The following is a 20,244-nucleotide window of genomic DNA, read 5'->3' on the forward strand; positions in this document are numbered from 1 at the left end:
TTCAACCAGCGGAGCGCTTCTTGCAGGCGAGTCCGGCGAGGGTCTCCCAGATCAGGCGGTGGGCGTTGTTGACGGTCAGGTCCGCGTGGTCGTAGGGCGGGCAGACCTCGGTGACGTCCATGGCCACCACGTTCGTCCGCAATGCGACCTGGCGGACGGCCCGGAGCAGGTCGGCCGGGGCGAGCCCGCCGGGTTCGGGCGTCCCGGTGCCCGGCGCGAAACCGGGATCGAGCACGTCGATGTCGATCGACAGGTAGATCCCGTCGGTCCCGTCGCTCGCCTCTTCGATGGCGTCGTCCATCACGTCCTGGATGCCGCGCTCCCAGATCTCCTGCATCGGGTGATGCCGCATGCCCTGCTCGCGCATCCATTCCTGCACGTCGGGCGGGGGCCAGTAGCCGCGCAGCCCCACCTGCACGAAGTCCCGCCCCGCGATCGCCCCCGACTCGATCAGCCGCCGCATCGGCGTCCCGTGGCTGGCGAGGTTGCCGCGCAGGATGTCCGCCGTGTCGGCGTGCGCATCGAAATGGACCATTCCGATCCTGCCGTGGCCGTGGTGGTCGGCGACGGCCGTCCCGCTCGGCCACGTCACCGAGTGGTCGCCGCCGATCACCACGGGGACGATCCCGCGGCTCGCGACGTCCAGCACCCGCTGGTGGATCGCCTCGCGGGACGGCTCCCACATGCCCGGCGAGACGATCGCGTCGCCGTAGTCGACCACGCACAGGTGGTCGAAGATCTCGATCTCCAGGTCGAGGTGGTAGCTGCCCGCGTCGTAGGCGTTCGCGCGCAGCGCGCGCGGCCCGAACCTGGCGCCGGGACGGTTGGTGGTGTTGTCGTCCCAGGGCGCCCCGATCACCGCGACGTCGGGGGCCCATTCGTCGAGCTGCGCGGGCTCGGTCAGATGCGGCCGCAACCCGAACGTGGGCACCCCCATGTACGAGGACGAATCGAGCTGGGCCTGCATTCCGTACGGCAGCACGGGACGGCCCGTGCCAGGCGCTTCATCTGTCATGCCGACAGTCCACGGGGGGCGGCGGCCCGCTGTCGATGAAGGTAGCGTGCGGCTTAATGATCAGCTTCGTGCTCGGCGTCGAGGACCTCGCCGACGCCCGGTTCACCGTCTCGCCGTTGCAGGAGGCCGTCCTCAGCCTGCGGGTCCTGCGCGATCCCGGGCTTTCGGCGTTGCATCTGCCGTGGCGCCGCTCGGTGCTGGGACGGCTCGGCGCGCTCGACACGACCCTGCTGATGTCCCTGATCGGACGGCGCCTCGCCCTGCCCGACTTCCTGACGCCGCCGCCGACGGCGTTCGCCCCGGCGTTCGAGGACGAGCTGGCCGTCGTCCGCCGCGTCCGCCCCGAGGTGGTGCGCCGCGACCTGGCCGCCGCGCATGCGCCGGGCCCGCTGCCCGAGCCGCTGCGCGCCGCCGCCGGTGACGACGCGGCCGTGCTCCGGCTCGGCGACGAGATCCGCGCGGCCCTGCGCCGGTACTGGCGGCTGGCCCTCGAACCGGTCTGGCCGCGGATGCGCCTGGTGATGGAGGCGGACATGACCTACCGCGCCCGGCGCCTCGCCATGGGCGGCGCCCGCCTGCTCTTCTCCGACATGCACCCCGACCTGCGCTGGCGGGACGGAGTGCTCACGATCGACAAGACGATCGCCGAACACCGCGTCGCGTCGTCCGGCCGGGGCCTGCTCTTGATCCCATCAGTCTTCGCGCACCGCCCCGCGCCACCCGTCAGCCCCGACGAGCCACCCCTGCTCGCCTACCCCTGCCGCGCGGTCGCGACCCTATGGACCCCGCCGCCCACCCCCGCCCCAACCGCCCTCGCCGCCCTGATCGGCGTCCCGAAGGCCAACCTGCTCCGCCTCTTGGACGAGCCACTGGCAACAGTCGAACTAGCCCACCACCTGAGGGTCACACCCAGCGCCGTATCCCAGCACCTACGCGTCCTGCACACCACGGGCCTGGTAACCCGCACCCGCCAAGGCCGCCGAGTCCTCTACCACCGCACCCCCCTCGGCGACCAACTGGCCGGTTGAGGAAATGGCAGCCCTCGCCGGTCAGGTGAAGGGGCGGGACATTTCGGTGAGTGTTTCTTCGGCCAGTTCGGTCAGGGGGCGGAGGGGGCGTTCTTCTATGCCGGTCGACGCGGCTATGCGGACGGCCGTCATGAAGGCGCCGGCCATGACGCGGGAGCGGACGTCGCCCGGAGGGAGGTTCGAGCGGGCGGCGATGAGGTCGGCCAGGTGCCGTTCGAATTCGGCGTACTGGCGGAGCAGGCGGGCCAGGACGGACGGGTGATCGCTGGCCAGCCGGGCCTGCGCCGCCCATTGCGGGTCGGGCTCTTCCGGCCGTTCTTGCAATGCGCTCAGGGCGGCGCGGAGGGCCGTCCAGGAGGATTCGCAGGAAGGGCGCGACTCGAATGCCGCGAGAAGGGCGGACATTCGTCGTTCCGCGCCATAGAGAAGTGCTTCCTCTTTGCCGCCGAAATAGTTGGAGAACGTCCGGCGGGAAACGCCCGCGGCGTCGGCGATGGCCTCGACGGTGACGTCGTCCAGGCCGTGCTCGGCGGTGAGGCGCATCGCGGCCGCGTGCAGGGCGCGGCGGGTCGCCTCCTTCTTGCGTTCGCGCAGACCTCCGGGCACCGCCATGATCGGCCAGCCTACTGCGAGGGCCTCGGGAGGGGACCCGGCGGGACCGTCGCCTTTCCGGGCATGGCAAGCTAGTCTTGTCACTGTCAAGATTGGAAGGAGTCCGGCGATGGCGGACGATCCCGCGCTGGCGCGGCGGATGTGGCATCAGCTCGAACCCGTGCACGCTCTGTTCTGGTACTCGCCCGAGGTGTTCGCCGAGGCGGAGGCCCTCGGCTACAAGGTAAACACCCGCTGGCCGAGCTATTTCGCCTGGCGCGCCGCGCCGCTCGGGGCCGCCGGGTCCGCGCTGGTCACGGCCGCGTTCTACAGTTTCAGCCCGCGGACGGTGGCCGAGCACGTCCCGGCGGCCTGGGCGGTCGCCGCGCCGGATCGGGTGCTGGAGGCCCGCCTCCGCGCCGTCGACCGGATGTACCGGACGGTCCTCGGCGACGGCGTCGCCGACCCCGCACTCGCGGAGGCCGCCGAGCTGGCGCGCGCCGCCGCCGAGGCCGCGAGCACCGCCGGACGTCCGCTCGCCGCCGCGAACGCCGACCTGACCTGGCCGGACGCGCCGCACCTCGTCCTCTGGCACGCGATCGGCATCCTGCGCGAGCAGCGCGGGGACGGGCACGTGGCCGCGCTCCTCACCCACGGGCTCGACCCGGTCGAGGCGCTCGTGTCGTTCGCCGCGGTCGGCGCCGCGTCCGTCGAGACGTTCGCGAGCCGCGGGTGGACGGACGCCGAATGGTCCGCCGCCCGCGACCGGCTCGCGTCCCGGGGGCTCGTGGCCGCCGACGGGACCGCCACCGATCGCGGGCGTGAGCTGCGCGAATCCGTCGAGCGGAGCACCGACGACCTCGCCTACGAGCCGTGGCGGGCGCTCGGCCCGGCGAAGACCGCCCGGCTGGCGGAGCTCATCATGCCGATCCTGGTCAAGGTTCTGGAGACCGGACTGCTGCCCGCGCAGAGCACCCTCGGAATCGGGAAGGTGCAGGCGCCGCCTCGGGATTAGAGCGGGAATTCAGCCGCAGAATGCCGCTTCCGCCGTCCGGGTCAGGTCACCGCGGAATTTCGCGCCGTTCTCCAGGTCGGACGCGTTGTAGGTGATGATGGCCTGGCGGCGGCCGTCCGCGCTCGTGTACGTCCAGGTGCGGTAGCCGGGGAAGCCGCCGTCATGGCCCCATCCGTATCCGCAGGAGAATTTGATGCGGGCGACGCCGAGCCCGTAGTCCTCGATGACGCCGTCGTCGTTCACCGGGCGGACCGTCCGCATTTCCCGCATCTGAGCGGCGGGCAGCAGCCGTCCGGTGAACAGGGCGCGGTGGAATTTCGCCACGTCGTCGACGGTGGAGATGAGGGCTCCGGCGGTGCCTCCGCTGGACGGGTTGACCAGCGTGCTGACGTCCCCGTAGTCGTGGTAGTAGCCGTGGACGTAGGGCCCGGGAAATGCGGTGGACCCGCCCGGATAGGACGTGTGCCGCAACCGCAGCGGCGTGAACAGGCGGCGCTGGAATTCGGTGCCGACGGGACGCCCCGTGACCTTCTCGATAATCATCCCGGCGAGGGTGTAGTTGGTGTTCGCGTAGTTCCAGCCCTTCCCAGGGTCATGGACGGGCGGCTTCTCCAGCGCGATGGCGACCAGTTCGGCGGGCTGCCAGACGCGGCCGGGGTCGCCCGTGATACGCGGGTCCCTGACGTATTCGTTCAGGCCGCTGGTCTGCGCGAGCAACTGCCGGACGGTGATTCTCGACCCGTCGTTGCCGTTGGCGTCGACGACGCCCGGCAGCCATTTCTCGACCGTGTCGTCCAGCGAAAGGCGGCCTTCGGCGGCGAGTTGCAGGACGACCGTCGAGGTGAACGTCTTCGTGACGCTGGCGATGCGGAACAGCAGCCGGTGGTCCATCGGCGCGCCGGTGGCCTTGTCGGAGACGCCCGAGGTCACGTGCGCCACGCGGCCGCTCCGGCGGGTCATCACGATCACGCCGGGCGCGCCGTCCGCGACCAGCCGGTCGGCGGCCTGTTGCACTTTCCGGTCCGGATGACCGCCGCCGCCGCCCGCGTTCGCGCTGGTAGCGGGAACGAGGGCGACGGCGAGGGCCGTCCCTGCGATGACGGCGGAAGTGGCGAGCGTGCGCGCCATGGGTCCTCCTCGGAATGGTCGGTCGCTGACGTGACCAACCATTCCGGCGGACGGCGCGGACGGCACTGGGCCCAAGGCCCGAGCCGGGGGTGTACCTGACGACACCCCCGCCGCGGCTCTAACCGGCGACCACGTATTCGACGATGTCCTCGAAACGCACGATCTCCCCGCGGGCGCCCCAATTGCCTTCGGGAACCTCGTTAATGTGCACCCAGGCGCTGGTCGCTTCGGCGAAACGTCCCGGATCGTCGTCGGAATCCGCGAGCACCTTGGTGACGCGCTGCACGATGTCGCGGCGCTTTTCGTCGTTCATCGATCCGGCGGGCACTCCGACCCGCACCACGTATTTCGGCTTCTCGTCGGCGGTCACCTGCTTCCCGCCCACGAACCAGGCGTCGACCTCGTTCACCACGAGCCACGAGATCGACCTGGCGGCCTCGGTGTCCGGAGCGCCCTCGGCGACCATCACCTCCGCGACCAGCCGGCCCCCGATCTCCTCGCGGCGGGCCTGGTCGAGCGAGCCCTTACGAACGAACAGCTCCACGAACGGCACGAGTCAGTCCTCTCATTGAACTCTCCCCTTCCTGGAACGTACAACAGTGAGTTCAATCAATCAACCCACTACACTGGAGGCATGCAACGGACCAGCTTCGCTGAGATGCACTGCTCGATCGGGCAGACCCTGGAGCGCGTCGGCGAGTGGTGGACGCCGCTGATCGTCCGGGACCTCTACCTCGGCCTGCGCCGGTTCGACGACATCGCGGAGAACCTCGGCATCTCCCGCAACCTGCTCACCCGCCGCCTGGAGACCCTGGTCGCGGACGGAATCGTGGAGCGCCGGGCCTATCGGGAACGGCCGCCGCGCCACGAATACCACCTCACCGAAGCGGGCCGCGAACTCGTCCCGGTATTGATGGCGCTCATGGCCTGGGGCGACAAATGGGCGACGCCGGAAGGCGGCCCGCCGGCGCGCCTGCTGCACCGCGACTGCGGCGCCGAATTCACGCCGCAGGTCGCCTGCTCGTCATGCGAGAAACCGGTGACCGCCGACAGCGTGAAGGTGCTGCCGGGGCCGGGCGCCGCCGCCGGACCGGGGACGAAAGTGCTGGCCGGCCGCGGCCTCGCCGCGCTCAAGAAGAAGTGACCGCCGGACTCTCGTCCCGTCCAACGCGGCGGCCGCGGCGTGACCGCCGCGGCCTATCCGGAAACGGCTACTGCGCGGTCGCGATAATGGTGATGTCGCTGGTGGTGACATTGCCGTCGGTGAAACCGGTGTGTGTCGGCGGCTTGAGGACCCTGCCCGGCAGGTAGTACACGTCGTGGACGCCGTTCGGAGCGATTCCGTCGAATTGCGCGAGCTTCTCGTTGACCTTGTTCTCCAGCGTCGCGGCTCCGTCGCGCACTCGCCAAACGAACCGGTCGCGGACGTTGTCGTGCAGGGCGCCGCCGTCGACGTACCACCCGTACTGCGGGACGTGAGCGCGCACGCCCGTGCCGCTGGGATAAAGGTAGATCCAGTACTCCATCCAGATGTGGTAGTCGGTGTACGGCGACGGGACGAGCGCCATGAGGTCCTGGTGGACCTTGAGGTAGGTCAGTTTCGGGTCGAGCGATTGGTACCTCGGATCGGTGGGGAACATCTCCCACGTGAGAACGGGGTCGACGTCCCGGCGAATGGAGTCGCCCTTCATCTCGTCGATCATGTTGATCCATTGCTGGAAGAACAGGTCGCGGTAGCTCAGCCTGAGCTCGTTCTCCCCGTCCCGGGACGTGGCGACCAGCATGTAACTCCGAACGGGGCCCCAGTTTCCCGTGATGTTCAGGAGACCTCTTCCCTTGAGCGCGTACCACGACTGGTACACGTTGTCGTACTGGTCGCCCGTGAAGAACAGTTGGCAGACGTCCTGCACCGACGAGTCGAACAGTTTCACGGACTGGATCTGCTCGTAGAAACCGGTGTCCTGGAGGTCGTGGCTGTTCTCGTGGCCGTACCGGTCGCTCTGAGCGAGATAGCCGTACTTGGTTTCGCCGGTCTGGTCGCGGCCTTTGTAGAGAATGGTCGTCGCCTGAACGGACATCGATCAGCCCTCCTCGGCGCGGTGGCCTGCACTGCTGAGTCGGAACACCCGCTGCATGACGTCGTTGGTCAGGCGCTCGCTGATCAGTGCCGAGAGCTCCGCGTCGCGGCCCAGTTCGGTCAGCAGCGCGTGCGTTTCCAGCAGTGTCTTCTGGTCGGGACGGGCCACCGCCCGCGCGATGACCGCGTCGATGAGCGCCCCGGGGTCGTCCCGGAATTCGTCGGCGTTCTCGCTGAGCCAGGACGCGGCGGCCGCACGGTGCACCGCGAGCACGGGCTCCGACCGGACGGTCCCGGCCTGCCGCCGCGCGAATTCCACCGCCTCGGCCGGCCGGTCGGGTCCGGGAAAGAACCGGCCGCCATTGGTCCCTTTCACAGCGGCCTCGTCGCCGGGATCGCTTGAAGCATCGTTCATTGGTGCCCCCGCCGTTGTCGTTTCTGCTGTTGCGGTGTGCACCCAAGCGTCACTGACCGGCGACCTAAGGCGTATCCCCAAACTTCGGGGGGTGCTCCGACCCCTTAGCGGGCGGCGAGGAGGAGGGCCGCCATGCTCGTCCCGCTGACGATCTTCCCGGCCTCGACCAGGCCGTGTATGTCGGCGAGCGGCACCCATTCGATGCGCTCGGACTCCCAGTCGTCGGCGGGCTCGCCTATCCGGGTGGCGCCGTCCGCCCAGAAGATGTTGTGACACGAATCGCTGATGCCGGGCGTCGGATGGACGACGGTGAACGGCCGCATCGCGCCCGGCCGCCAGCCCGTCTCCTCTTCCACTTCCCGAGCGGCGGCCTCGGCCGGGGTCTCGCCCTCCTCAACGCCGCCGATCGGGATCTCGTATCCCCAGGCGTCGGTGATGAACCGATGCCGCCATTCCAGCAGCACCTGCCGTTCAGCGTCGACGACGACCGCGCCCGCACTCGCGCCCCGCGACCGGATCACCCGGTGCTGCAACCGCCGTCCCCGAGTGATCTCCACCTCCGCCAGCCGGATCTCCAGCCAAGGATCACTGAAGATCGACTCCTCGGAATGAACCTTCCACCGCATGCCGAACCCCTTCCGCTCTCCCCGCAGTTCTCTATCACCTCGGAGGTGGTCAGCGGTCTTGGGCCGGGAGGGTCAGGCGGAAGCGGGCGCCTTCGCCCAGGGACGTTTCCAGTTCTATGTCGCCGCCGTGGGCGCGGGCCAGGGAGCGGGCTATGGCCAGGCCCAGGCCCGCGTTGGCTCCGGCGGAGCGGTCTCGGGAACGGTCGGCGCGGTAGAAGCGGTCGAATACGCGGCTCGCCTGTTCCGCGCCGATTCCCGGGCCCTCGTCGGCCACTTCGAGAATGGCGCGGTCGCCCGTCACTCCCACGCCGATTCTGACCGGTGTGCCGGACGGAGTATGGGCGACCGCGTTTCCCACCAGGTTCGTGACCACCTGGCGGAGGCGCGCCTCGTCGCCGTTCACCGGGGCCGGGCCGGGTGGTCCGCCGTCCGGGCCGGTGAGTTCGACCGGGCGTGCCGGGTCCAGGGACCTGAGGTCGTGGCGGGCGTCGTTGGCCAGGGTGCGCAAATCCATGGGGGCCGGGTCGAGTTGCGATTCGGGGGCCTGGTCGAGTTGGGCGAGGAACAGCAGGTCCTCGGTCAGGACGGTCAGTCGCGCGGCCTCGCGGTCGATGCGGCGGATCGTGGCGTCGGCGTCCGAGCCGCCCATCTGGTACAGCTCCGTCGACCCCTTGATGCCGAACAGCGGGGTGCGGAGTTCGTGGCTGACGTCCGAGACGAAGTTCCGCATCCGCGCCTCGGACGCCGCCCGGTCGGCGAACGCCCGCTCCAACTGGCCGAGCATCGTGTTGAGGGAGCGGGCGAGGCGTCCGACCTCGGTGCCGGACGCGGCCAGCTCGGGCACCCGCCGGGTGAGGTCGCCCTCGGCGATCGCCGCCGCGGTGTGCTCGACCTTCCGCAGCGGGCGCAGGCCGCCGCCGAGCGCGAACCAGCCCGCCACGGTCAGCAGGGTCAGCAGGACCGTCCCGCCGACGAGGCCCGAGGTCCGGACGTTGCCGACCGTGGCGTCGACGTCGGCCAGCGACGCGGCGGCGATCACCGGGCCGCCCGCGTCGCGGCGCGGCAGCCCGATGGCGCGCCAGCGCTGCGAGCCGTCGCCCGCCTCCAGCGTGACGGGTGAGCCGTCCGCCCGAACGCGGTGCAACTCGGACGGCGGCGGCAGCGCCCGGCTTCCCTCGCGCGGCGCGTGGATGCCGTCGACGACCGTGCCGTTCTCGTCCAGCAGTGCGAGGTAGGGGGTGCCGAGCAGTTCCAGCGCGGGGCCGAGCACTTCGGGTGACCTGGGTGTGCCGAGCTTGTCGCCGCTCGGGGCGAGCGCGACGATCGTGGCGAGCGAGCGCAGCTGGCCGTCCATCCGGCCGAGCAGGTTGGCCTGCAACCGGTTGGACAGGACGGCGGTGAGCAGCACCAGCCCGGCGAGCAACAGACCGGCGGTGAGCAGCAACAACCGAACGCGCAGCGACAGCCGCCGGATCATCGCCGCGGCCCGCGCATCACGTAACCCACGCCGTGGACGGTGTGGATGAGCTTCGGCTCCACGGTGTCGACCTTCCGCCGCAGATAGGAGATGTAGGTGTCGACGATGCTGGCGTCGCCGCCGAAGTCGTACCGCCACACCTGGTCGAGGATCTGCGTCTTGCTCACCACCCGTCCCGCGTTCTCCATCAGGTAGCGCAACAGGCGGAACTCGGTGGGGGAGATGCGGACGGGACGTCCCGCCCGCGTCACCTGGTGTCCCTCGGCGTCCAGCTCCAGGTCACCGACGCTGAGGACCACGACGGCCTGGCCCGCGGTGCGGCGCAGGATCGCGCGGATCCGGGCGATCAGCTCCTCCAGGTCGAACGGTTTCGTCACGTAGTCATCCGCGCCGAGGGACAGTCCTGTCACCTTGTCGGACTGCCGGTCGCGGGCGGTGAGGAACAGCACCGGCACCGGGCCCGCCGCGCGGAGCCGCCGGACCACCTCGAAACCATCCATGTCGGGCAGCATGATGTCGAGCAGCACCAGGTCGGGCGGCGTGGACTCGGCCGCGGCGACCGCCTCCGCTCCGGTCGCCGCGGACGCCACCGCGAAACCCGCGAAACGCAGTGCCGCGGAGAGCAGTTCGCGGACCGTGGCCTCGTCGTCCACCACCAGCAGCCGTTCGGCCGTCACACCCCGGCCCGCCTCGTCCATACCGGCCAGAATAGGGACGCTCCGCGGCGGCACCCGGGCATCGGTCAGACCTCGCGGCGACGGAACACGGCGAACGCCGCGACCAGCAGGATCGCGATGCCAGCGGTCATCCCGGAGAGGTTCATCCACGCGTGCGGATACGCCGGGTCGGGGTGGACGTTCCGCACCTCGGGGCCGCCGAGCGACGGCCAGAACGCGAACGCCTTCCGGATCCAGGACGGGAGGAGCCCGCCGAACGCCGGGACCAGCAGCGTGATCCCGACCTGGAGGGCGAGTCCGCCCGCCGTCGCCCGCATCAGCGTCCCGACCGCCACCGCGAGCAACCCGATCGCGGCGAGGTAGAGGCCGGTGCCGAGGACCGCCGGCAGGACGCCGTGGTCGCCGAGGGTCGCGGTCGGCACGCCCTTCTGGTGCCCGATCACGGCCTGGCCCGCGAGGAACGTCGCGAACGCGGTGACCTGCCCAGCCACCAGCGCGATCACCGCGAACACCAGCGTCTTCGCGGCGAGCAGCCGCCCGCGGCGCGGCATCGCGGCCAGCGACGTGCGGATCATTCCGGTCGCGTACTCGGACGTGACGACCAGGATGCCCAGCACGCTGATCGCGAGCTGCCCGGCGAAGAAGCTGTTCAGCGAGGCGCCGGTCGGGTCCCAGGTCCGCTTCTCGGCCGCGCTCATGGCGTGGTACTCGCCGCCGGTGTCGCTCCCCACGAGCAGCGTGATCGTGACGCTGAACGCCACCATGACCGCCAGCGACCACCACATGGACCGGAGGCTGCGGAACTTCGTCCACTCGGAGCGAACCAGATCACTGAACCGCACAGAGGCCCGTCCATGCGAAACCCCAACCGTCATGCCGCCCGCGGGACGCCCCTCAGCCTGCCTGAGCCGGAGGCGGCTTGAGCCATGCTCCGCTGGGGTCATGCCGTCCTGCTCTTCCGGGGCGCGACCGCCAGACCGCCGGAGTCGGGCGCGGCGTGGTCCTCGCTTCGCCGCGGTCATGCCGCGCCCTGGTATTCGACGCTGTCGCGGGTCATGGCCATGAAGACGTCCTCCAGGGAGGGGGCCTGCGGGGTCAGTTCGGACAGTGCGACGCCGTGGTAGGCGGCGAGGCGTCCGATCTCGGCCGAGTCCATGCCGGAGACGATCAGCGCCTTGTCCGGACCCTGCCGGACGGCGCCGCCCGCGACGGTGAGGTGGCGGGCCAGGTCGCCGGTCGGCTCGGCGCGGACGAGCACCGTGCCCTCGCCGTTCGCGCGGGTGAACTCGCTCATGCCGGTGTCCGCGATGAGCCTGCCCTTGCCGATGACGACGAGGTGGTCGGCGGTGAGCGCCATCTCGCTCATCAGGTGGCTGGAGCACAGCACGGAGCGCCCCTCGGCGGCGAGGCCGCGCATGAAGCCGCGGATCCAGCGGATGCCCTCCGGGTCGAGCCCGTTCACCGGCTCGTCGAAGATCAGCACCCGGGGGTCGCCGAGCAGCGCGGCGGCGATGCCGAGCCGCTGCCGCATGCCGAGCGAGAAGCCCCCGGCCCGCTTCCGCGCCACCTTCTCCAGGCCGACCAGCCCGAGGACTTGTCCCACGCGGGTGCGCGGGATGCCGTTGCTCTGCGCGATGGCGAGCAGATGGTCGTCCGCGCGGCGGCCCGGATGCATGGCCCCGGCGTCGAGTAGCGCGCCCACCTCGGTGAGCGGCACCGGAAGGCGTGCGTATTCCCGTCCGCCCACGCGCACCGTCCCGCGTGTGGGCGTGGTCAGGCCCAGGATCATGCGCATCGTGGTCGATTTCCCCGCGCCGTTCGGGCCGAGGAAACCGGTCACGGTGCCGGGCTCCACGGTGAACGAGAGGTCGTCCACCACCGTCTCCGGCCCGTACCGCTTGGTCAGGCCGCGTACCTCGATCGTCGTCATGCCGGGCAGCCTCGCCGACCGGAATGAGCGTCCTCTGGGCACGCCTGAGAGTTCTCTGTGAGCCTCGACCCCCTTTCCTGCTGATCCACCCCGCCGGACACCTCGGCGCCCAGAGAACTCTGAGCCCCATCTGCGCGCGGACTGAGCTTGCGCTTAGACCGAATGCGCGCCCAGGCAACGAGTGCGTGGCGGCGGTTAGGTGATGGGTGTGCTGATCTTTTTTGCGGTGGAAAAGTCGCCTGCGGTGAAGCGGTTCTTGGAGATGGCGATGACCGTGCGGGATGCGAGGTCGGCGAAGACGCCGTTTCCGCCGCTGCCGCCCCAGCCGATCACCGTGCGGCCCTTGGCGGGCCACGGGGCGCCGACGAGGAAGCCGAGGGCGCGTGCCGCCGGGCCGCCGAAGACCTCGTCGTGGTCGTCGCGGGCGACCGCCGACAGTTCGCGGAACCGCTCCGGCGAGACGAGCCGGACGCCGTCCACCTCGTCCATGAGCGCGGCCATCATGCGCGCCACCGCCCGCCCGGACATCGTCCCGCCCGCCGGAATGTCGGCCGTCAGGACGTCGGGACGGTTCCCGAACCCGGCGCTTGGCATCGCTCTCAGCGGGCCCGCCGTGGAGCCGTTGACGACCTTGAACATCGGCATCGACGCGATCAGTTCGGCGGGCAGTTCGCTCGTGCCGGACGGGTCGTCCAGCCGTGCGACCCTCGGCAGCGCCTTCTCGGGGACGCCGAAATACAACTCGTCCTCGATGCCGAGAGGGCGGGCGACCTCGTCGCGCAGGACGTCCGAGATCGGGCGGCCGGTCGCCCGGCGCACCACCTCGCCGAGGATGTAGCCGAACGACTGACTGTGGTACCCGGCCTTCTCGCCCGCCTCCCACCAGGGACGCGCGTCCTCGATGGCCGCGCACATCTTCTGCCAGTCGCACAGATCCTCTGGCGTGATGTCCTCGGGAAGGCCGGGCACGCCCGTCGAATGCGTCAGCGCATGCCGGACGGTCGTCTTCCCTTTCCCATGCGCGCCGAACTCGGGCCAGTACTTCACGATCGGGTCGTCGTAAGCCAGCACGCCCCGCTCGGCCAGCACATGGACGACCGTCGCCGTCATCGCCTTACCGGCCGACGACCCATATACCGGCGTGTCCGGCAGCATCGGACGCCGCGTCTCCGCGTCGGCCACCCCGGCGACCGCGTCGACCACCTGCTCGCCGTCCCGGAAGACGGCTACCTGGATGCCCGTCTCCGCGCCCGATTCCACGAGCCGGTCGAGCACGTCCTGGATCTGATCCCGCATACGTCGGCCACCCCCTGCCCCGTGCGGCCCCCCACCGCGCGAACTCACGGCAGGATCGTGCCACTCACGTCCGACAGTTCTCGGCTCACTCCTCGGACGCGGGCTCCGCCTCCGCCTCGGCCTCGACCTCGTCCTCCTCCCCGAGGCGGCGCGTCGCCTGGTGGACGCGGACGGCCAGGATCGCGCGCGCGAACCGTCCGGCCAGCTCCCCGTCCATGACCTCGGGGACCTGGTCGACGCCGATCAGCCCGCCGAGCTTGGCGGTGACCGCGACGTCGCCGACCTGAACGCCGCGGCCGTCCTCCAGGTCTTCGACGGCGGGCAGGTCGAGGGCGGCGCGCAGGGTGTCCTGCAAGGCGCGGACGGTGGCGGCGTCCCGGTCGATGCGGATCTCGGCGGTGTCGGCCCGCAGGTCGGCCCGGTCGGCGCGCGCCTCCGCGCTGTCGGCCCGCTGCTCGGCGCGGTCGGCGCGGGTCGCCAGCTCGGCGGCCCGGGACGCGACGGAGTCGCGCTCGACCGTCAACCCGGCGATCTCACCCCTCGCGGCGGACAGCTCGGCGCGCAACTGCCGCTCGCTCTCCGCGGCCGCCTCCAGCTTGGCGCGCGCGTCCGACAGTTCGGAACGCGCCTCGGTCAGCTCGGCGCGCGCCGTGGCGAGCGCGGACTGCTCGGCGGCGAACTTCGTCGCCAGCTCGTCGCGCTCCCGCTCGGCGTCCACGCGGCCCTGGTGCTCGGTGCTCCACGCAGCCTCGGCGCGCTTGCGGAGCCCGTCCGCGTGCGCGGCCTCGTTCGCGGACGTGGCGCGGGCCTGCTGGTGGGCGCCCGCTTCCTTCCAGGCGTTGGCCTCGCTCTCCTGCGCGGCCGTGACGCTGGCCTTCGCGGCGGCGAGGCCCTTGGCGAGCTCCTCCCGCGCGTCGGCGGCCTCCTGCAAGGCCGCCTCCGCGCGCGCCTCGGCGTCGCGCGTCCGGTCGTCGGCCTCGCCCGCCCGCTGCCGCGCGCCGCGCGCGTCGGCGAGCGCCTTCTCCGCGTTGTCCAGGACGCCGCGGACCTCGTCGTCCAGCCGCTTGCCGAGCGCGGACGCCGCCGTGGTCAGCTCGCCGACCAGCCCGGCGAGCCGGGTGACGTCGGCGGCGAACGCGCGGACCTCCGCCTCGGACCGCTCCAGCACGACCGGCGCGACCGCCGCGCTCGGCGCGACCGGCGGAACCGCCGCGCTCGGCGGAACCGGCGCGACTGCCGGGCCCGGCGCGATCGCCGCGCCGACGTCATCGGTGGCAGGGGCCTCGTCGACCGGCGGCTGGAGCGGCGCCGTCACGATGTCGGCGCCCCCCGCGACGGCGGCGGGCCGTCCTTCCAGGCCGTCTTGATCTCCATGCACGGAGGCATCCTAGTAAAACGGCATGCTTCCTGGAATGGAGCGCGTCAAGCGGAATGGCGGGAGCCATGCCGTTTTGGTGTGAGGAGCGTCCCTCGCCGACGACGCCCCGTTTCGCATCGCCACTCGCGGTGACCGGATTCGCGCCCGCCGCTCGCCGCCGCCCGGCGCCCCGGCCGCGCGGATCGGCGCGCTCTTCGGCAGCGGTAAGCGACGCCGAAACGCGCCCGCAAATCGCGGTTTCTACGCGGCGGAGCCTCCGCCGCGCTGTGAAAGGCCAGGTCGCGGCTTCCTCCGTCGGCGCGGACGGGACCCGTCCAAAGGCGCGCATTCGTCGGACGCTGAAATTTTGACCACGCCCTGAAATCTGGTTACCGCCAGGTGATCGAAGTACGTTGCTCCCACACGGCACCTCCCCACCAGGTCCCGTAACCCCCGCCAACCCCCGAGCTGCCGCCGACGCTCCCAGGTAGTCGGTGGCGAAAGGTGGACAAAAGTGAATCGTGGTGCGCACCTCAAACGCGTCGTCCCGTTGCTGGGCGCCGCGCTGGTATCGCTCCCCGCGCTGGGCGCCGTTCCCGCGACGGCCGCCGTCCAGCCCGCGCGACCCGCCACGCCCTACATGCACGCGCAGACCGCCCTCGCGGACCAGCTCACGAGCAGGCTCGGCGACCGGCAGGCGGGCACCTACGTCGACGCCGCCGGAAACCTCGTCGTGAACGTGACGAGCAAGGCCGCCGCCAAGCAGGTCACGGACGCCGGCGCGATCGCCCGCGTCGTCAAGCACGGCCTCAAGCCGCTCAACGCCGTCAAGGCCAAGCTGGACAAGTTCGCCGGGACGCCCGGCGCGGTCGGCATGGTCTGGAACGTGGACGTCGTCTCCAACGCGGTCGTCGTGCGCGTCCCGCAGAGTGACAACGACGCCGCGACGAAGGCGCTGATCAAGCGCGCGCGGGCGCTGGGCGACGCCGTCCAGATCAAGCGCGTGGACGGAGCGCCGCGCGTGACGCTCGGCCCCGGCGACGCGATCCTGACCGGCGGCTCGCGCTGCTCGGTGTCCGCGATCGGCAGCGGCAGCGGCGACGTCGTCGTCACCGCCGGGCACTGCACGAACATCGGCCGGTCCTGGACGACGTCCGGCGGCCAGCAGGTGGGCACCACCATCGCGGGCACCTTCCCCGGCCACGACTACGGGTTCATCCGCAGCTCCGGCCAGGTGCAGGTGACCAACGCCAACCTGACGACGGTGGGCCGCCCGCCGGTCGGCAGCCAGATCCAGAAGAAGGGCTCCACGACCGGGACGACGTCCGGGTCCATCAAGGCGTACGACGTGACGGTCAACTACCAGGAGGGCGACGTCACGGGCCTGATCTCGACCAGCGCCTGCGCCCAGCCGGGCGACAGCGGCGGCTCGCTCCAGGGCGGCAGCACCGCCATCGGGATCACCTCGGGCATCGCGACCAGCTCGTGCTCGGGCTCCGGTTTCGAGTCGTACTTCCAGCCGCTGGACGACGCGCTGAAGTCGCAGAACCTCACCCTCAAGCAGGGCTAGCGGAATTCGTGTGGGGCTCCCCTCGGCCGGGAGCCCCACATTGCTGTGTCCGGACGGCTCGTGCATTGGCGCATTCAGGTCACTCTGAAATTTCAGTTATGACTTGAAACTGGTTGCAGGTAGCTCTTCGCACTAGCTTGGCTACTCAGCACGACGCCGACACCACCAGGCGCGTGCCACCGCCAATCCCCCCGAGCTGCCGCCGGCGCTCCCAACACTGCCGGTGGCGAAAGGTGGACGAAGTGAACCGAGGTGTGCACCTCAAACGCGCGCTCCCCCCGATCCTGACCGCCGCCGCCCTGGTCGCGCCGCCCGTATTCGGGACCGTTCCAGCCACCGCCGCGCAACCCGCGCAACCCGCCGCCGCGCCCGCCAAGCCGTCCCCGAAGGCGCTGACCGCGCTGTCCGACCGGCTCACGAGCAAGCTCGGCGCGCAGCAGGCCGGCTCGTACATCGACCGCGCCGGGAACCTCGTCGTCAACGTCACCAGCGCGGCCGCCGCGCAGCAGGTCAAGGCCGCCGGAGCCACGCCGCGGACCGTCGCGCACGGCGGCGGGCCGCTCGCCGCGGCCAAGTCCAAGCTCGACCGCCTCGCGGGCGGCGCCGGGACGAAGGGCCTGTCCTGGGGCGTCGACGTCTACTCCAACTCGGTCGTCGTCAACGTCCCGAAGGGCGCGGACGGAGCCGCGACCGCCGCGTTCGTGAAGAAGGCGCGGGCGCTGGGCGACACCGTCAAGATCAAGCAGGTCGCGGCGGCGCCGCGGCTGACGCTCGGACCCGGCGAGGCCATCCTGACCGGGGGTTCGCGCTGCTCGGTCTCGGCGATCGGCACCGGCAGCGGTGACTACGTCGTCACCGCCGGGCACTGCACGAACATCGGCTCGTCCTGGACGACGTCCGGCGGCGAGCAGGTCGGCACCGTCGCGGCGAGCCGGTTCCCCGGCAACGACTACGGAACGATCCGAGTTACGAACAGTTCGCTCCAGGTCTCCAACGACAACCTCACGGACGTCGGCCGTCCCGCCGCCGGAACGCAGATCATCAAGAAGGGCTCCACGACCGGCACCACGTCCGGGACGATCGTCGGCTACGACCGCACCGTGAACTACCAGGAGGGCTCGGTCTCCGGCCTGATCGAGACCAACGCCTGCGTCCAGCCGGGCGACAGCGGCGGCTCGCTGCAGAGCGGCAGCACCGCGATCGGCATCACGTCCGGCGGCACGACGGGGGGCTGCGGCGGCAACTTCCAGTCGTTCTTCCAGCCGCTGGACGTCGTTCTCCAGGGCCAGGGCCTGACCCTCAAGTAACACGCGAAACCACACGTGGGGCTCCCGGCCCGCTCCCGGGAGCCCCACTCCTCTTCTCTCAGTCGGCTTCTCTCAGTCGGCGCCGGGCGTCTCGCCCGGCCAGGACTCCGGGGGCGGGCCGAACGCGCGGCGCCCGGCCTTCACGGTCAGCGCGGCCATCGCGGCGTTCGCGCCGCCGCCGATCACGGCGCCGATGCCGAACGGCGCGACCCGGCCGAGGACGATGATCCCCTGTTTCGGCGCCAGGCGAATCGGGCGGCGGAGCCTGCCGCCTCTGGCCAGCGTTGTCAGCGGGGACTCAGCGGGGGACTCAGCGGGGGACGAGGTCGGTGATCGTCCGGCCGCCGTTCCAGAGTTCGGCGACGTGGTAGGCGAAGCGGTCGTAGAGGCCGTCCTCCTGCTGGCGCTGGATGTGCAGCATCGGGGAGTCGTGGCCGACGAGGTGCGCGAGGTGCGGGGTCACCAGCATCTCGTCGTCGAAGACGAAGACGCTCATGGCGATGTGGTCGTCGCCGTAGCGGGCCTCGATGCCCGGCACGTCGGCGATCTTGGAGAGTTCGTCGATGGTGATGCGGATGCGGGTGCCGACGGTGAGGGGGACGCCCTCGACCGCCTCGCGGCGGCGGGTGACGTCGCTGTCCGGGTCGCCGAGCAGGAAGCGGACCCGGCAGCCCACCTCGGCCTTCCGGCGGAGGACGCCCCGGAGGTTCGGGTTCTCCAGCCACAGGAAGTAGTTCGTGTAGCCCGCGAAGGTCAGTTCCTTGTTCGCCTCGCTGATGAGGCGGCGCCACACCGTCTTGGGGCAGGCGGAGCGGTACGGATACACCGCGATGACCTCGCGGTCGGGTCCCGTCTTCACGTTCTTGCGGATGGCGTCAGGCCACAACATGCCCTCATCAACTCCCAAGGCGTCCGAGGCTGCCCAGCGGTGCCGCGGGTGTGGCGTGCGAGCTTCGTCGGCCATCCACCGCGCCACCGTCTTCGCGTCCACTTGACAGGCTTCGGCGAGATCCTTCTCCGTCAGTCTCGCATTCGCCATCGCCTGCCGAAGCGACTCGTTGGGCATACCTACTCCGCCTCTTGCGGGGGACGGACGGGACGTCTGCGACCGTATCCCGAGAGCGTCCCAGACGTCCTGAGAACGGTGTTCACGTGTCCGGGCGGGTAGCGAATGCTCAATGGCTCGGGAACAGTACGGTCTCCGGCGATCCCGCGCCGGACGAGCCCTTGAGGGAAGGCGGTTCCGGTCCATGCCGAAAGTGCACGGGGGCACACTGGTCACGCCGTTGAGCGCGGGTGGAGAAAGGGCGTTCGCAGCCGGTTCGGCGCGTTTTCGGTGGGCGGGATGACCGGGTACCCGGCGGATTCACCCGCCGGGACCGCCGGGGGATTGGACGCGATATTTCCGGCATCGCTCGCGGTCCCCGCACGGGTGCGGTCGCTGCTGCGGTTCCGCCTTCTCGAATGGAGGATGCGCGAGATCGTGGACGACGTTCTCCTCATCGCGGACGAATTGGTCGCCAATGCGGTACAGAGCACGCCGGACCGGGATATCCACGTCCGATTCCGGCGAGCGGTGACGGTGGTCGAATTCGCGGTGTGGGACTCGTCCGCCGAGCTGCCGGTGCTGCGGCCGGTGGTGGAGATGACGCTGGACGACGTCCTGCCCGACCCGTGCGCCTTGGAGCCGGGTCGGGCGGACGGGGGGCGCGGGCTTCACATCGTGCGTGCGCTGGCGTCCGACTGCGGGGTGAGAAAGACCGAACCGACGGGAAAATGGGTATGGGCCGCGATCGCCTTATGAAGGTTCCCGGTCAGGGTTTGCGGGCGAGGCCGCCCCAGGCGTCGATCTCGGGGTCCTCGGCCAGTGGCGGGGTGTCGGGTCTCCAGCGCTGGATCTGCACCAGCCCGGGTTCGAGTCGCTCGAATCCCTCGAAGTACCGGTCGAGCTGTTCGGGGCTGCGCAGGTAATAGGGAAGCGAGCCGCCCTCGTTGTAAAGCCGGATCGCCTCTACATAAGCCATGCTGGTATTGGTTCCATCGTAAAGCGCCAGATAGCTCCCTGGCGGGAGTGCCTCCTTCAACTCCTCGACGATCCCGAGCGCGTAGCGGTCGTCGTCCTCGATGGGCAGGTGGCCGAGGACGCCCATGAGCATCAGCGCTATCGGCTGCTGGAAGTCGAGTTTTGTGCGCGCCTTCTCCAGGATCGCCGTCGGATCGCGCAGATCGGCGTCGATGTAGTCGGTCGCCTCGCCGTGGGCGCCGGTGAGGAGCGCGCGGGCGTGGACGAGCACCAGCGGGTCGTTGTCGACGTAGACAACGCGCGCGTCGGCGGCGGCGCGGTGCGCCACCTCGTGGGTGTTGTCGTGGCTCGGCAGGCCGGTTCCGATGTCAAGGAACTGCCGCATCCGCAAATCCTCGGCGAGGAACCGGACCATGCGCGCGATGAAATACCGGGAGGTGCGGGCCATGTCCACGATCCCGGGATAGATGGCGGCGAACTGGTCGCCCGCCTCCTGGTCGACCGGGTAGTTGTCCTTGCCGCCCATCCAGTAGTTCCAGATGCGCGCCGAGTGCGGCACGGACGTGTCGATCCCTGCGGTGAGGTCCTTTTCCGCCTCGTCCCAGAATTGCTCGTCGCCGGTCATGGGGTCCCCTCCGGAAGACTGGATCTCCGGGCCGAGATCGGTTGCCGCCGGGCCTCGTCCCAAGCAAAGGAAATCAAGCCTGCCACA

General features: G+C 70.6%; 21 protein-coding genes. 6 read left to right on the top strand and 15 right to left on the bottom strand.

The window, feature by feature from the left end:
• Position 1: 1 nt before the first annotated feature.
• Positions 2–1,015, bottom strand: a complete 1,014-nt coding sequence (speB, locus tag FXF68_RS10730) for an agmatinase (RefSeq protein ID WP_222869885.1) — start codon at positions 1,013–1,015, stop codon at positions 2–4.
• Positions 1,016–1,071: 56 nt separating this feature from the next.
• Here speB and FXF68_RS10735 point away from each other — a divergent pair, with 56 nt between their 5' ends.
• Complete coding sequence (locus FXF68_RS10735) at positions 1,072–2,043, top strand: ArsR/SmtB family transcription factor (protein WP_148758762.1); 972 nt, start codon at positions 1,072–1,074, stop codon at positions 2,041–2,043.
• A 21-nt stretch (positions 2,044–2,064) separates the two neighbouring features.
• On the opposite strand, the gene FXF68_RS10740 is transcribed toward FXF68_RS10735, so the two are convergent.
• Positions 2,065–2,655 (bottom strand): TetR/AcrR family transcriptional regulator, encoded by a 591-nt coding sequence (locus FXF68_RS10740; RefSeq protein ID WP_148758763.1) that lies wholly within the window; start codon positions 2,653–2,655, stop codon positions 2,065–2,067.
• Positions 2,656–2,764: 109 nt separating this feature from the next.
• Here FXF68_RS10740 and FXF68_RS10745 point away from each other — a divergent pair, with 109 nt between their 5' ends.
• Positions 2,765–3,649, top strand: a complete 885-nt coding sequence (locus FXF68_RS10745; RefSeq protein WP_148758764.1) for an SCO6745 family protein — start codon at positions 2,765–2,767, stop codon at positions 3,647–3,649.
• Positions 3,650–3,658: 9 nt separating this feature from the next.
• Here FXF68_RS10745 and FXF68_RS10750 read toward each other — a convergent pair whose 3' ends face one another.
• Positions 3,659–4,777 (bottom strand): serine hydrolase domain-containing protein, encoded by a 1,119-nt coding sequence (locus tag FXF68_RS10750; protein WP_187437845.1) that lies wholly within the window; start codon positions 4,775–4,777, stop codon positions 3,659–3,661.
• 118 nt (positions 4,778–4,895) lie between these two features.
• Entirely contained in the window at positions 4,896–5,330 is a 435-nt protein-coding gene (locus FXF68_RS10755; RefSeq protein WP_148758766.1) for a tautomerase family protein, read from the bottom strand.
• Positions 5,331–5,411: 81 nt separating this feature from the next.
• Here FXF68_RS10755 and FXF68_RS10760 point away from each other — a divergent pair, with 81 nt between their 5' ends.
• A complete protein-coding gene (locus FXF68_RS10760; protein WP_187437846.1) occupies positions 5,412–5,921 on the top strand; it encodes a winged helix-turn-helix transcriptional regulator in 510 nt (169 codons plus the stop codon).
• A 67-nt stretch (positions 5,922–5,988) separates the two neighbouring features.
• On the opposite strand, the gene FXF68_RS10765 is transcribed toward FXF68_RS10760, so the two are convergent.
• From FXF68_RS10765 to FXF68_RS10805, 9 genes are all read right to left on the bottom strand, one after another.
• A complete protein-coding gene (locus tag FXF68_RS10765; protein WP_148758767.1) occupies positions 5,989–6,855 on the bottom strand; it encodes a hypothetical protein in 867 nt (288 codons plus the stop codon).
• A gap of 3 nt (positions 6,856–6,858) precedes the next feature.
• The gene (locus FXF68_RS10770; RefSeq protein ID WP_148758768.1) at positions 6,859–7,230 is read right to left on the bottom strand and encodes a hypothetical protein; all 372 of its coding nucleotides are present in this window, start codon (positions 7,228–7,230) and stop codon (positions 6,859–6,861) included.
• A gap of 143 nt (positions 7,231–7,373) precedes the next feature.
• Positions 7,374–7,895 carry an NUDIX domain-containing protein gene (locus FXF68_RS10775; RefSeq protein ID WP_148758769.1) on the bottom strand — a complete coding sequence of 174 codons (522 nt, stop codon included), beginning with the start codon at positions 7,893–7,895 and terminating at the stop codon, positions 7,374–7,376.
• Positions 7,896–7,944: 49 nt separating this feature from the next.
• A complete protein-coding gene (locus FXF68_RS10780; protein WP_222869886.1) occupies positions 7,945–9,372 on the bottom strand; it encodes a sensor histidine kinase in 1,428 nt (475 codons plus the stop codon).
• Positions 9,369–10,070 carry a response regulator transcription factor gene (locus FXF68_RS10785; protein WP_148758770.1) on the bottom strand — a complete coding sequence of 234 codons (702 nt, stop codon included), beginning with the start codon at positions 10,068–10,070 and terminating at the stop codon, positions 9,369–9,371. The genes FXF68_RS10780 and FXF68_RS10785 overlap by 4 nt, the downstream gene beginning before the upstream one ends.
• Positions 10,071–10,114: 44 nt before the next feature.
• Complete coding sequence (locus tag FXF68_RS10790; RefSeq protein WP_342787118.1) at positions 10,115–11,071, bottom strand: ABC transporter permease; 957 nt, start codon at positions 11,069–11,071, stop codon at positions 10,115–10,117.
• Positions 11,068–11,979, bottom strand: coding sequence for an ATP-binding cassette domain-containing protein (locus tag FXF68_RS10795; protein ID WP_148758772.1), 912 nt, complete (start codon positions 11,977–11,979; stop codon positions 11,068–11,070). Before FXF68_RS10795 ends, FXF68_RS10790 begins: the two co-directional genes overlap by 4 nt.
• 195 nt (positions 11,980–12,174) lie before the next feature.
• The gene (locus FXF68_RS10800) at positions 12,175–13,275 is read right to left on the bottom strand and encodes a serine hydrolase domain-containing protein (RefSeq protein WP_148758773.1); all 1,101 of its coding nucleotides are present in this window, start codon (positions 13,273–13,275) and stop codon (positions 12,175–12,177) included.
• Positions 13,276–13,360: 85 nt separating this feature from the next.
• Positions 13,361–14,653 (bottom strand): coiled-coil domain-containing protein, encoded by a 1,293-nt coding sequence (locus tag FXF68_RS10805; RefSeq protein ID WP_148758774.1) that lies wholly within the window; start codon positions 14,651–14,653, stop codon positions 13,361–13,363.
• A gap of 493 nt (positions 14,654–15,146) precedes the next feature.
• Here FXF68_RS10805 and FXF68_RS10810 point away from each other — a divergent pair, with 493 nt between their 5' ends.
• Positions 15,147–16,202, top strand: a complete 1,056-nt coding sequence (locus FXF68_RS10810) for a S1 family peptidase (RefSeq protein ID WP_148758775.1) — start codon at positions 15,147–15,149, stop codon at positions 16,200–16,202.
• Between the two features lie 242 nt (positions 16,203–16,444).
• Positions 16,445–17,509, top strand: a complete 1,065-nt coding sequence (locus tag FXF68_RS10815) for a S1 family peptidase (RefSeq protein ID WP_187437847.1) — start codon at positions 16,445–16,447, stop codon at positions 17,507–17,509.
• A 310-nt stretch (positions 17,510–17,819) separates the two neighbouring features.
• Here FXF68_RS10815 and FXF68_RS10820 read toward each other — a convergent pair whose 3' ends face one another.
• Positions 17,820–18,398 (bottom strand): DUF5919 domain-containing protein, encoded by a 579-nt coding sequence (locus FXF68_RS10820; protein WP_246178619.1) that lies wholly within the window; start codon positions 18,396–18,398, stop codon positions 17,820–17,822.
• Positions 18,399–18,980: 582 nt separating this feature from the next.
• Between FXF68_RS10820 and FXF68_RS10825 the strand changes: the two genes are divergently transcribed.
• On the top strand, positions 18,981–19,313 hold the full coding sequence (locus FXF68_RS10825; protein WP_187437848.1) for an ATP-binding protein: 333 nt from the start codon (positions 18,981–18,983) through the stop codon (positions 19,311–19,313).
• Positions 19,314–19,323: 10 nt separating this feature from the next.
• Here FXF68_RS10825 and FXF68_RS10830 read toward each other — a convergent pair whose 3' ends face one another.
• Positions 19,324–20,157 carry an SAM-dependent methyltransferase gene (locus FXF68_RS10830; protein ID WP_148758779.1) on the bottom strand — a complete coding sequence of 278 codons (834 nt, stop codon included), beginning with the start codon at positions 20,155–20,157 and terminating at the stop codon, positions 19,324–19,326.
• Positions 20,158–20,244 lie beyond the last annotated feature (87 nt).

The organism is Actinomadura decatromicini (genome assembly GCF_008121305.1).
In the GTDB taxonomy this organism is placed as follows: domain Bacteria; phylum Actinomycetota; class Actinomycetes; order Streptosporangiales; family Streptosporangiaceae; genus Spirillospora; species Spirillospora syzygii.